Raw genomic sequence first — 12,416 nt, 5'->3', positions numbered from 1 at the left:
TCGTAATCAAGGAGCCTCATGATCATCGAATCCGCCGAAGTCATCGTCACGAGTCCGGACCGGAACTTCGTCACCCTCCGTCTGACGACCGATGAAGGTCACGTCGGACTCGGAGACGCGACCCTCAACGGTCGCGAGCTCGCCGTTGTCGCGTATCTGCAGGAGCACGTCGTGCCCTTGCTGATCGGCCGCGATGCGCACCGGATCGAAGACGCATGGCAGTTCCTGTACCGCAGCGCCTACTGGCGTCGCGGGCCGGTGACGATGGCTGCGATCGCCGCAGTCGACGTCGCCCTGTGGGACATCAAGGCGAAAGCGGCCAACATGCCGCTGTACCAGCTCCTCGGTGGCGCGAGCCGCAACGGACTGCTCGCCTACGGACACGCAAGTGGTCGCGACCTCCCGGAGCTGTTCGACTCGATCCGTGCACACCAGGAGCAGGGCTACCGCGCGATCCGCGTGCAGACGGCGATCCCAGGCGTGAAGTCGGTCTACGGCGTCGCTTCGCAGGCGCAGTCTGGCGGCAAGCGCTACGACTACGAACCGGCGCAGCGCACCGCGCTTCCCGTTGAAGAGGACTGGGACACCCCGGCATACCTGAAGCACCTGCCCACCGTGTTCGAGGCCGTGCGCAACGAGTTCGGCCCCGACGTGCCCCTGCTGCACGACGGACACCACCGCATGACGCCGATCCAGGCCGCGAAGCTCGGAAAGTCGCTCGAACCGTACAACCTCTTCTGGCTCGAGGACTGCACGCCCGCGGAGAACCAGGAAGCGCTCCGCCTCGTGCGCCAGCACACCACGACGCCACTCGCGATCGGTGAGATCTTCAACACGGTCTGGGACTACCAGACCCTGATCCAGGACCAGCTCATCGACTACGTGCGCTCCGCCGTAACGCACACCGGTGGAATCACCGCGATGAAGAAGATCCTCGACTACGCAGCGCAGTACCAGATCAAGTCGGGCATCCACGGTCCGACCGACATCTCCCCGGTGGGAATGGCCGCAGCACTGCACCTCGACCTCGCGATCCACAACTTCGGAATTCAGGAGTACATGCGTCACGGCGAGGCGACCAACGAGGTGTTCCAGCAGTCCTTCACGTTCGAAGACGGCTACCTGCACCCGGGCGAAGCACCAGGTCTCGGCGTCACGCTCGACGTTGACGCTGCGGGCAAGTACCCGTACCAGTCCGCCTACCTGCCGTTCAACCGTCTCCACGACGGCACTGTCCACGACTGGTAAGCCACAACGATGACAACAGCGTTCGACGTCCTCACCATCGGCGAGACGATGGTGCTCGTCACCCCTGAGCCAGGCGCACACCTGGCTCAGGGGGAACGTTGCGTACTCGGTACCGCCGGTGCGGAGAGCAACGTGGCGATCGGACTCCAGAAGTTGGGCGCACGCGCCGCATGGCACAGCCGGCTCGGTGAGGGCACGCTCGGTGATCTCGTCCAGAACGAGATCGCAGACGCCGGGGTCGCCGTTGGCTCAGTTGTGCGCGATGGTGGCGCACCGACCGGCACCATGTTCAAGCAGCAGCGACCTGAAGGATCGACCGAGGTCATCTACTATCGCAAGGGTTCCGCTGCAGCCGGTCTCTCGATCGAGGACCTTCCGCTGTTGCCAACCGCAACGATCATCCACCTCTCTGGCGTGACCGCTGCGATCTCGGAGAGCGCGCTCGGACTCAGCCGTGCGCTCCTGGCTCGTTCCACGCACGAATCGCTCGTGAGCTTCGACGTGAACTACCGTCCGGTGCTCTGGGAGAACCGCGAAGCAGCAGCAGCCGAATTGCTCTCGCTGGCCCGAGCAGCTGACATCGTGTTCGTCGGCCGCGACGAAGCCGAATCGCTCTGGGGCACGGCGACAGCCGCGGAGATCCGCGCACTGCTCCCAGACGTTGCGCACCTCATCGTGAAGGATGCCGACATCGCAGCCCACGAATTCTCCGGCGATACGTCCACCGAGGTTCCCGCGAACTCGATCACCGTGGTCGATCCGGTCGGCGCGGGTGACGCCTTCGCGGCCGGATGGCTCGCCTCCCACCTTGCGGGGCTGAGCGCCGAACAGCGCCTCCACCACGGTCACCGCCTCGCATCGCTCGTGCTGCAGAGCGTCACCGACCAGACTTCCGAACACGTCGAACCGATCCTCCGCACCGCGGCGTCAGCAAAGGACTCACAATGAGCTTCAGCAACGAATACTTCGACAAAGAATTCGCGAACGTTCCCGTCATGGGGATTTTTCGCTCACTCGGGCTCGAACGCAGTATCGAGCTCTGCACGATCGCGTGGGATTCGGGCGTCGAGTCGGTCGAGGTCCCTGTGATGTCGCAGGACGACCTCGATGTACTCAGTGCCGTCGTCGCAGCCGGTCGCGAGCGCGGCAAGGACGTCGGGGCAGGCACAATCGTGTCGCCAGAACTCGTCGACGCGGTTGCCGCTGCGGGCGCGAAGTTCACGGTTGCGCCTGGATTCGACCTCGATGTGGTCGAGCGCTGCGCCGCCATCGGCATGCCGCACCTCCCGGGAATCGCGACCAGCAGCGAGATCCAGCGCGCGCTCCGAGCCGACCTCAACTGGCTGAAGGCCTTCCCGGCCTCGAACCTCGGACCTTCGTGGATTAAGAACCAGTCGGGCCCGTTCCCGACCGTGAACTTCGTCGCGACCGGCGGCGTGACTTCGCAGAACGCCGAACAGTTCCTCGACGCAGGCTGCCGCGTCGTCGCGCTCGGCTCCGCATTCGCGAAGGAATCGGAGATCACTGAGGTCGGCCGCATCATCGCCTCGCGACGCGCATAACCCGCTGCTCGCTTTCGCCGCGAGCGTGACTGTATTGCCCCGAACTCCTCGACATGGCTCCGCGACGCTCCTACGCTGAAACGACCAGGGTTCTCTTGGAAAGTCCGGGACGCGGTGACGGGTTCCGGCAAATGCGAGGAGTTTCTCATGCAGTCAGCAAACGAAGATCCGAACACCAAACACCAGAGCGATGACTTTCCCGCTCAAGAACAGCACCAGCCAGGGCTGACCTCCGACACCACCCCGAAGCCCGATCACGGGGAGTCGAGCTACCAGGGTTCCGGCAAGCTCAAGAACCACATCGCGCTCATCACCGGGGGCGACTCGGGAATCGGTCGAGCAGTCGCGATCGCATACGCGCGAGAAGGCGCTGACGTCGCGATCTCATATCTTCCTGCCGAACAGGACGACGCCGAGAGCACCGCAGCCCTCATCCGCGAGGCCGGGCAGAAGGCGCTCCTCCTTCCTGGCGACATTCGTGATGAGGAGCAGGCCGAAGCGATCGTGCTCCGCACCGTCGGCGAGCTCGGTGGCCTCACGCTGCTCGTCTTGAACGCCGCGTACCAAAAGGAACGAGAGAGCATTGCCTCGATTCCGAGCGATGGTCTCCGACAGGTCGTCGAGACGAACCTGATCGCCCCCGTCATCACGGCCCGCGCCGCAGTGCCACATTTGAAGCCGGGCTCCTCGATCATCGTGACGAGCTCGGTGCAGGCAACGCACCCTTCACCGAATCTCGTCGACTACGCGATGACGAAGGCCGCCGGCGCAGCGTTCACGAAGGCACTCGCGGAGGAGCTCGGGCCTGACGGCATTCGGGTCAACGCTGTCGCCCCCGGACCGATCTGGACTCCCCTGATCCCCGCCACCGGTTTCGACACCGAAAAGGTGCAGGAGTTCGGCCAGGACACCCCGCTCGGGCGAGCCGGCCAGCCGGCAGAACTCGCAGGCGCCTACGTCTATCTGGCAAGCGAAGACGCCTCGTACACCTCGGGGTGCATCCTCTCCGTCACGGGAGGAAAGCCCTTCTAGACGCGAACGAGATCAATGGCCCGGCGGTGTTCCGCCGGGCCATTGTGCTGATGTCATTCGAGGGGATGACCTTTGCTCGGGCAACCCCATCCGTGAGACCGATGCCGCCCCGCACGCATCTCGAAACAATATTGATGCGCGAATTGCGCACTCTTGCCCGTGAAATTGAGAGGTATCCGTGGAAACATCCACCCGCACCACCGCACCCGGCGCTCACGCCGTTCCCGCCGCCGCAGCCAACAACCTGTGGAAGACCTACGGAGTCGGCGACGCTGCGGTGAACGCGCTCGCGGGCGTCAGCGTCGAATTCCCGGCTGGCCAGTTCGCAGCGATCATGGGCCCGTCCGGGTCAGGAAAATCGACCCTCATGCAGACCCTCGCGGGGCTCGACTCGGTTTCTCGCGGACAGGCATGGATCGACGGCGTCGAGATCACCGGCATGAAAGACGCGGAGCTCACACAACTGCGCCGCGACCGTGTCGGCTTCATCTTCCAGTCGTTCAACCTCATCCCGACGCTGACCGCGAGCCAGAACATCACCCTGCCCTCCGACCTCGCAAAGCGACCGGTCGATCAGGCCTGGATGGACCACATCGTCTCGACGCTCGGCATCGCCGACCGCCTCCGTCACCGCCCGAGCGAGCTCTCGGGTGGCCAGCAGCAACGCGTCGCCGTCGCCCGCGCACTCCTCACCCGCCCCGCGGTGATTTTCGCCGACGAGCCGACAGGGAACCTCGACTCCCACTCGACCGACGAAGTGCTCGCACTCCTTCGCACGAGCGTTGACGAACTCGAGCAGACCGTCATCATGGTGACCCACGACGCCGCTGCTGCAGCCCACACCGACCGCGTCGTCCTCCTCACCGACGGCTCGATCACTGGTGAACTCCAGTCACCGACCATCGAAACCGTGCAGGAGGCAATGCGCACTGCAACCGCATCGGTGGCCAAACGATGAAGGCCGTCACGCTCGCCAGTTTTCGAGCCAATCTTCCCCGGTTCATTTCGACCGGTATCGCAATCGTTCTCGCTGTCGGATTCATCGTTACGACGCTCACCCTCTCTGGCACGTTCCAGCGCAGTTTCGAAACCGAAGTAACGCAGGACGTGCAGAACGCTGACTTCATCATCGAGCCCGATTGGAGCACCGGGGCGAGCGAGGACCCGAACGCTGACCTGATCGCAGCAAATGAAGCAATCGCAGACCTTGACGGTGTCACCGCGAGCGCCGCGGTTGCAGGCACGAACATCCAGATCTCAAACGATGGAACCCGAACTGCCGCGACTGCACTCGGAATGCTTCCCGATGAACTCCAGTGGCGAACGCTGAACGACGCTACGAACAACGCGTGGCCATCCGCTGAGAACGAGGCCACCCTCGACGCCGCAACCGCACGGCAGCTCGGACTCACCGTCGGCGACGAACTCACCGCCGCGACCGAAAACGGCTCCGTGGCCCTCACGATCGTCGGAATCACCGAGACCGCCTCGAGCGATTACGGGTTCCCGACGCTCGTTGTTCCAACGGAAGCGCTCGAGACGTTCAGCGAGCTCGCCTCGGTGCAGTCCGTCCAGGTCGCAGCCGCGCAAGATGCACCCAGCACCTTGCAAGCCGACATCACCGCTGCAATCGACAACGACGCGGTCACCGTCCGCACCTACAAGGAAGTCGTCGACTCGCGCGTCGAAGGTCTCACCGGGAGCGCGACCGCGCTGACCTCTGTCCTGCTTGCGTTCGGACTTGTCGCGCTCTTTGTCGCCGGGCTCGTGATCACCAACACGTTCCAGGTCATCATCGCGCAGCGCACCCGCGAACTCGCACTGCTGCGCAGCATCGGCGCGAGTACGAAGCAGATCTACCGCAGCATCCTCGGTGAAGCCTCCCTGCTCGGACTCGTCGCAGGCGCAGTCGGCGTCGTGGTCGCGCTCGCAGCGAGTTTCGGTATCGCTGCAGCGTCATCGTCCGGCAGTTTCGCACTCGGTGAGGTGACGATCTCTCCGATCGTCATCGCGATCGGCCTCGCTCTCGGTGTCGTCATGACCGTGCTCGCCGCGCTCGCCCCCGCACGTCGGGCGACCGCCGTGCAGCCGCTCGAAGCGCTTCGCCCGGTGCTCGCGCGTGAGGTCGAGCACAGCCGCCGGATCACCCGCGGAATCATCGCCGCAGTGCTGATCATTCCTGGCGCGATCGGACTCGCGCTGGCTGGAACCATCGGCCTGTTGCCAGCAATGCTCGCAGGAGTGATCTGCTTCGTCGGCGTGCTGGTTTCGGCCCCGATCGTCATCCCGGCGGTCGTGAAGGTCGCTGGCTTCGCGGTGTCGTGGATCGGAACCCCGAGCAAGCTTGCAGCACTCAACTCTGTGCGGAACCCTGCACGAACCGCGTCGACCGCGGGAGCGCTCCTCATCGGCGTCACGCTCGTTTCGATGATGGTCATCGGTGCCGCTTCGGTGCGCGAGAGCGTTGTCTCCACCATCGATCGCGAACGCCCAATCGACCTCATCGTGCAGAACTTCAATGAGTCGGGGATCAACGCGGCCGCGTTCGAAGCGATCAAGACTGCGGCGAACCCGGAATCCGCGGTCCTCGCGTCGTCTGCATACGTCGACATCGAAGCATCGGACGGCTCGGGAGCCAGCGGTGAGGCGCTCTCGCTTCCAGCCGATTCTCTCGACCAAGTGACGCACGCACCGGTCCTCTCACCCGAGCAGGGCACGATCGTCGTGCCGGATTCGAGAAGCTACGTTGGCCTCGACGGTCAAACCGTCACCGTCACCGGATTCGATGGATCAATCGAACTCACGGTCGTCGTCGAGCCGAACGGTTCCGCCTGGACGCCACTGATGCACCCGAACGATCTGGCTGCAGTTTCGCAGAACGTCGACAATCAGGTGCTCATGGAACTACCCGCAAACCTCGACGCCGGGCAGGTGCAAGCAATCGCGACATCGATCATGAACCTGAGCGACGAGTACATGGTCGGTGGTGGTGCGCCCGAGCGGATCATGTACAACAGCATTCTCGACATCATGTTGCTCGTGGTGCTCGCGCTCCTCGCTGTTGCCGTCGCGATCGCAATCGTCGGTATCGGAAACACGATGGCGCTGTCGGTGCTGGAACGACGCCGCGAGTCTGCCCTGCTTCGCGCACTCGGGCTCAGCAAGAGCGGCCTCCGTGGAATGCTCACCACGGAAGCGAGCCTGATCGCCCTGGTCTCGGCGATCCTCGGAGTCGCGCTCGGTGCGTTCTTCGCTTGGGCCGGGCTCATGGCGATCGGTGCGGAAGCGACCGAAATCGAAATGCGGCTATCACTGCCTTGGCTGCAGATCGCAGTCATCGTCGTCGGCGCCGGAGTCGCAGGGGTGCTCGCTTCGGTGCTCCCCGCGCGACGGGCGACTCGACAATCCCCGGTTGAAGCGTTGCGTGAATAACGCAGCACCTCGATCTTCATTGAGCACGAAAACTCGTCGCTCGCTGGTCACAACAGTGGCCGCGGGTGACGAGTTTTCGTGTTGCGGGGCGCGCGCTGGCCCTAGGGAACCGGCAAGGACTGGATGCAGTGCTCAAGCGCCTCCGCGCTTCCGGCAAGACAGATTCGAATCCATCCCTCGCCCTCCGTGCCGAACGCGCTGCCGGGCGCCACGGCAATGCGGTGTTCACGAAGGAAGCGTTCTGCCCAAGCGGCGACGTTCCCTTCGCTCGCGTGCGAGAGATTCACCCAGAGGTAGAAGGCGCCCTGTGGCTGGAGGAACTCGAACCCTCGACCGCGCAGCATCGCGGTGCACATGCGCAGGTTTTCGCGATACCCCTCGCGCGTGGCGATCAGGTCTGCGCTCGGACCGGTGATCGCCGCCACCCCGGCTCGCTGACCGGGCACGGACACGCAACTGATCGTCGCCTCCTGCAAGGTCCGGAATGTCGGCGCGAACCCGGGCGGGGTCACGAGGTAGCCGACGCGAATGCCGGTCATCGCGTACGACTTCGACAGCGAGTACGCGGTGAAGACCCGGTCGTCATCATCAAGGCTCGCGATACTGACGTGCTCGCTTCCGAAAGTGAAGTGTTCGTACACCTCATCGCTGATCACCCAGAGGTCATGACGCTTCGCAAAGGCGAGCAGGGCACGAAGGGTCGATGCTCCGAACACGACGCCGAGGGGATTCGAGGGAGAGTTCACGATCAGCACCCGAGTTCTCGGTGTCACCAACCGTTCGAGTTCTTCGAAGTCGGGCATGAAATCGAGCTCGGGCCGGAGCGAGTATCCGACCGGCACCGCCTGCAGCATTCGCGGCGCCATGGTGAACGTCGTGTACCCGGGGTTCGGAATCAGCACCTCGTCTCCGGCTGCGAGCGTTGCGGTGAGTGCCTGGTAGAGCGCTTGTGTCGCTCCCACGGTCACCCAAATCTGGTCGAGTCCAGCAGTGATCTGATTCGTCGATGCCAACTTCGCCTGGATTGCTTGGCGGAGCGGAAGAATGCCGCCGTTCGGCGCATAGTTCGTGTCGTCGAGTTCCCAGGCTTCGACCGCGGCGGCAGCGATGTGCGGTGCGATCGCGACGCTTGGTTCTCCGAGCGCGAGCATGGTGATCTCGCCGCCGATCTCTTCTGCGACTTCGAAGAGTCGTCGAATTCCTGACGCGGGTACCGCAGGGATATGAGGCGCAAGTGCAGGCATGTGCTCAGGGTAATTGATTGCCGGTGCCCGAAACGCAGCGATGCCCACCGCGATTCACGGTGGGCATTGCTGCGTCTGCATGATTCGAACTACTTGCCCGGCTTCACAGACTTTCGTTCCTTGAGCTTCTTCTCGTCGATTGGTGCACGACCGGAGGAACGCAGTTCCTCGTGGTAGGCGATGGCTTCGCTCTGCCGAGCAGCCTCAGCCCCGGTTGCAATCTTTGCGCGCAAGAGCGGGTCGTCAAGCCCGAAGGTCGCAACGAGGTCGAGCGCGTGCGGGCGGATCTTCACCAGCAGCCGTTCGATCGTCGAGGTCACGACCTTCGCGCGCGCTCCCGACATGAGACCGTTCGAGAGATACCAGGCAGCGTGCTTCTCGAGCAGGGAGAGACCGAAAAGGTCGCGGACATGCACCATGACGCCACGCGTTTGCGCCGGCATCCGGTCGAGTGCTGCGGTGAAGGCCTCCCACTGCTGAAGCTCGACCCAGGCACGCGCAGCCTCGATGAGCGCGTGCTGGTTGTCGTTGAACGTCGCGGCACCCGTCGCGCGGCTCTTCCCCTTGGTGCGGCGCAGTTCGCCAGCGACCTCGGCGACCATCTGCTCAACGCGGTCCACGAGGAGGTCGCGCTGCGTCTCGGTGCGGCGCAACGCAACCGAGGCCGCCGCCGGTCGACCGAGATCGGAGGCATCTTGCGCGAACGAACGAATCCCGATGTTCGAGATCGCTCGGTCTGCAACTTGACCCGCGGCGTACTGCACGAGCGAACGCTGCGAGGCTCCCTTGAATCGTGCTGCGTAGTCACTCAGGAGTCGCTTGCCAACGAGCTGCAAGAGCACCGTGTTGTCGCCCTCGAAGGTTGCGTAGACGTCGAGATCGTGGCGCATCAGCGTGATGCGGTTCTCGGCAAGGAAGCCGGCGCCGCCACACGCTTCACGGGCGACCTGCAGGGTGTCAAGGCTGTTCCAGGTCGACAGCGCCTTGAGTCCTGCCGCGAGCGTCTCGAGGTCTTCGCGGGCCTCAGGTGTATCGCCCGTTCCGGAGAAGACGCTGTCGAAATCTTCCAGGAGCCGCTCGTGCACGTACGACATTGCGAAGGTCTCGGCCAAGGGCACGAAGAGGCGACGCTGGTGGCGACGGTAGTCGAGGATCACTTCTTCTTCGTGCTCGTCGGTCGCAGTGAACTGGCGACGCTCAGCGCCATAGCGAATGGCGATGGAGAGCGCGGCCTTGCTCGCGAGCACTGAGGCCCCATCGAGCGAGACGCGGCCCTGCACGAGTGTGCCGAGCATCGTGAAGAATCGTCGTCCCGGGCTCTCGATCGACGAGGTGTACGTGCCGTCTTCATCGACGTTGCCGTAGCGGTTCAGGAGGTTCTCGCGAGGAACCTGCACATGCGTGAAGTGGAGGCGGCCGTTGTCGATGCCGTTGAGGCCACCCTTGAAGCCGTCATCCTCGCTCCCGATGCCGACGTAGTGCTCGCCGTTTTCGTCGCGAATCGGGACGTAGAACGCGTGGACTCCGTGGTTGACGCCCTTGGAGATCAGCTGCGCGAAGACGACCGCCGCCTTGCCGTCGACCGCTGCGTTTCCGAGGTAGTCCTTCCACGCGCCGCGGAATGGCGTGTGGAGATCGAAAGCCCCGGTCGCCTCGTCGTAGGTCGCGGTCGTCGCGACCGAGGAGACGTCCGAGCCGTGACCGGTCTCGGTCATGGCGAATGCGCCGGGTACGTCCATGCTCATGATGCCCGGGAGGAACCGATCGTGGTGGGTTTTCGTTCCGAGGTGCAGGACCGCAGCACCGAAGAGGCCGAACTGCACGCCGGATTTGATCTGCAGGCTCGGGTCGGCCAGGAAGATCTCTTCGAACCCTGCGATGTTGCCTCCCGCGTCTTCAGCACCGCCGAGGTCCTTCGGGAATGCGCGCAACGGTGCGCCGTCCGCGGTGAGCGCTTTGAGCTGCTTGAGCACACGAACGCGGTGCTCTTCCATGGTGAGGTTCGGGATCTGCTGGAACTGCGGGTCAGAGGCACGCTTTCGAGCCTCGATACGGAGGTCCTTCCATTTACCGAGGAGGTCGTCGTGCATCCAGGCGACATCGATCGAGGTCGTCGGCTTCGGGGTGCGCACGAGCGACTTCCCCGAGGCGGCTTCGGAGCCGGATTTGCACTCGGAGCACTGCGCTTTGCGGCGCGCTCCGGACGGGTCTGACCAGATTGTGCGGGGGCGGTGTCAACCACGGCATCTCCTTTGTAACGGCGGTGAGGTCACGCTACGCCCGAAAGCGGCCGCCGATGCAACTCCCTGTTCTCGCCCACAATGAGGCTCGCGCACGGGCGAAGCCTCTTTGTAGGTTTTCTCACACGATCAGGCAGAACGCATGTAGAGGAGTTCTAGGAGCGTTCGCGAGGGTCGCAACCCGATGCGCGCTGCAAAGGCGTCGCCTAGGCCTGGTACATCACTTCGCCATCGACGATCGTGGCCGCGACGTCGAGCGCCGCGAGTCCAGCATTCGCGGTCCACGGGTCGTCCGCGAGGATCACGAGATCAGCGACCTGACCAGGGGCGATCGTCGACTGCGTCGAGGCGGCGAACGCCTCCTCGAGCGTCAGCTGCTGCTCGGGGAACCAAGGGTCCTCGTCAACGTGGGCACGGTGCACGGCTGCGGCGATGGTCTGCCACGGGTCGAGTGGCGCGACGGGGGCATCCGAGCCGAACAGGAGGGTCGCACCCGCATCGAGCAACGAGCGGAACGCATACGCCCGGTGCTGGCGATCGGGCCAGTGGGTTGCGCAGAGACCGATGTCATCGAGCGCGTGCCGAGGCTGCACGGAAGCGACAACGCCGAGGCCTGCAAATCGCTGCACGTCTTCGTCCGCAACGAGTTGCGCGTGTTCGAGGCGCCCGCCGATACCCGCTCGCTCGAAGGCATCAAGTGCGAGTCCGACCGCAGCATCGCCGATTGCGTGCACCGCAGGCTGCAGACCGATCGCAGCGACGCGTGCAAAATATGCGTCGAGCTCGTCCGCCGAGACTTCCAGCGTTCCGGTGCCCGCGGGAACTCCGTAGGGCTCGTGGCAGAACGCGGTGCGAGTGCCGAGCGACCCGTCGGTCAAGATCTTGGCAGGCCCGACGCGGAGTCGCTTCGCAAGGGATTGTCCGGTCGAATAGCGCTGCGCTTCGGCCTCCGCCAACTCGTGCGGATACACCCCGGCATCAATGCGCAGGGGCAGGTCAGCACTGTTCGCGCGACGAAGCCACGTGGAAATCGCGCCGCCCATCTCCAGATCGACGATCCCGACCACTCCGCGGGAGAGCGCGTGCGCCATGGCGTTGTTCGCGTCGGTGTCGCGCTGCGCTTGCGAAGAGAGCCGATCGAGGACCGCGGTTGCGGCGAAGGCGGGCGCCTCACGGAGCACTCCCTCGACTGCGAGCGACACATCGATGTTCTCGGACTGCAACCACTGCAGCGCAGCCGAGTTCACCCACAGGCAGTGCAGATCGAAGCTTTGCACGATCAGGGGTGCAGCACTGAGCGCATCGAGGTCTGCTTGCAACGGGGCTTCGCTCCAGATGCCGTCGCGCATTCCCATGACGACGAGCGGTGCTCCTCGATCGAGAAGACCGAGCGCGGCGGCGATGACCGCGAGCGCCTGCGCTTTACTCTCCGCGTGGCTGATGTCGACACTGCCGAGCGCCCGCGCGGTCTGCTCCATGTGCACGTGCGCGTCCCAGAGCCCGGGAATGACGACAGAGCCTGCAGCATCGACGACGGTGTCGCGGTGCGATTCGGCGCCCGCTGGTGTCATGCGTGCGATGGTTCCGGATGCGGTGTCAACGGCGATATCGAGCAGAGCACCACCGACGAGGGCGTTCGTAATAATCACGATTCTCAC

9 protein-coding genes are annotated in these 12,416 nt (G+C 64.3%); 6 read left to right on the top strand and 3 right to left on the bottom strand.

Annotated elements, in window-relative coordinates; genetic code table 11:
* The first annotated feature begins 18 nt into the window (after positions 1-18).
* The 6 genes from manD to U2H20_RS09385 all read left to right on the top strand — a co-directional run bounded on the left by manD (position 19) and on the right by U2H20_RS09385 (position 7,274).
* Positions 19-1,248: a D-mannonate dehydratase ManD gene (gene manD, locus U2H20_RS09410; protein WP_430592029.1), complete on the top strand. Its 1,230-nt coding sequence runs from the start codon at positions 19-21 to the stop codon at positions 1,246-1,248.
* Positions 1,249-1,257: 9 nt separating this feature from the next.
* On the top strand, positions 1,258-2,196 hold the full coding sequence (locus tag U2H20_RS09405) for a sugar kinase (protein ID WP_430592028.1): 939 nt from the start codon (positions 1,258-1,260) through the stop codon (positions 2,194-2,196).
* Positions 2,193-2,810, top strand: coding sequence for a bifunctional 4-hydroxy-2-oxoglutarate aldolase/2-dehydro-3-deoxy-phosphogluconate aldolase (locus U2H20_RS09400; protein ID WP_430592027.1), 618 nt, complete (start codon positions 2,193-2,195; stop codon positions 2,808-2,810). Before U2H20_RS09405 ends, U2H20_RS09400 begins: the two co-directional genes overlap by 4 nt.
* Before the next feature lie 147 nt (positions 2,811-2,957).
* Positions 2,958-3,842, top strand: a complete 885-nt coding sequence (locus tag U2H20_RS09395; protein ID WP_430592026.1) for an SDR family oxidoreductase — start codon at positions 2,958-2,960, stop codon at positions 3,840-3,842.
* Between the two features lie 178 nt (positions 3,843-4,020).
* Positions 4,021-4,800 (top strand): ABC transporter ATP-binding protein, encoded by a 780-nt coding sequence (locus U2H20_RS09390; RefSeq protein WP_430592025.1) that lies wholly within the window; start codon positions 4,021-4,023, stop codon positions 4,798-4,800.
* Positions 4,797-7,274 carry an ABC transporter permease gene (locus tag U2H20_RS09385; protein ID WP_430592024.1) on the top strand — a complete coding sequence of 826 codons (2,478 nt, stop codon included), beginning with the start codon at positions 4,797-4,799 and terminating at the stop codon, positions 7,272-7,274. Before U2H20_RS09390 ends, U2H20_RS09385 begins: the two co-directional genes overlap by 4 nt.
* A gap of 101 nt (positions 7,275-7,375) precedes the next feature.
* On the opposite strand, the gene U2H20_RS09380 is transcribed toward U2H20_RS09385, so the two are convergent.
* The 3 genes from U2H20_RS09380 to U2H20_RS09370 all read right to left on the bottom strand — a co-directional run bounded on the left by U2H20_RS09380 (position 7,376) and on the right by U2H20_RS09370 (position 12,407).
* A complete protein-coding gene (locus U2H20_RS09380) occupies positions 7,376-8,518 on the bottom strand; it encodes a pyridoxal phosphate-dependent aminotransferase (RefSeq protein ID WP_430592023.1) in 1,143 nt (380 codons plus the stop codon).
* Between the two features lie 89 nt (positions 8,519-8,607).
* Positions 8,608-10,608, bottom strand: coding sequence for an acyl-CoA dehydrogenase (locus U2H20_RS09375; RefSeq protein ID WP_430593626.1), 2,001 nt, complete (start codon positions 10,606-10,608; stop codon positions 8,608-8,610).
* Positions 10,609-10,964: 356 nt separating this feature from the next.
* The gene (locus tag U2H20_RS09370; protein WP_430592022.1) at positions 10,965-12,407 is read right to left on the bottom strand and encodes an amidohydrolase family protein; all 1,443 of its coding nucleotides are present in this window, start codon (positions 12,405-12,407) and stop codon (positions 10,965-10,967) included.
* Between the last annotated feature and the right edge of the window lie 9 nt (positions 12,408-12,416).

It is taken from the genome of Humidisolicoccus flavus (assembly GCF_045689595.1).
In the GTDB taxonomy this organism is placed as follows: Bacteria; Actinomycetota; Actinomycetes; order Actinomycetales; family Microbacteriaceae; genus Humidisolicoccus; species Humidisolicoccus flavus.
Note: the sequence above shows the minus strand (reverse complement) of the source record. Positions and strands in the feature narration are given on the sequence as shown.

Bases quoted from the DNA above. Each gene is read 5' to 3' on its own strand.
- U2H20_RS09405 (WP_430592028.1), top strand. From the start codon at position 1,258: ATGACAACAGCGTTCGACGTCCTCACCATCGGCGAGACGATGGTGCTC.
- U2H20_RS09380 (WP_430592023.1), bottom strand. From the start codon at position 8,518: ATGCCTGCACTTGCGCCTCATATCCCTGCGGTACCCGCGTCAGGAATT.
- U2H20_RS09400 (WP_430592027.1), top strand. From the start codon at position 2,193: ATGAGCTTCAGCAACGAATACTTCGACAAAGAATTCGCGAACGTTCCC.
- manD (WP_430592029.1), top strand. From the start codon at position 19: ATGATCATCGAATCCGCCGAAGTCATCGTCACGAGTCCGGACCGGAAC.
- U2H20_RS09375 (WP_430593626.1), bottom strand. From the start codon at position 10,608: ATGCACGACGACCTCCTCGGTAAATGGAAGGACCTCCGTATCGAGGCT.
- U2H20_RS09385 (WP_430592024.1), top strand. From the start codon at position 4,797: ATGAAGGCCGTCACGCTCGCCAGTTTTCGAGCCAATCTTCCCCGGTTC.
- U2H20_RS09395 (WP_430592026.1), top strand. From the start codon at position 2,958: ATGCAGTCAGCAAACGAAGATCCGAACACCAAACACCAGAGCGATGAC.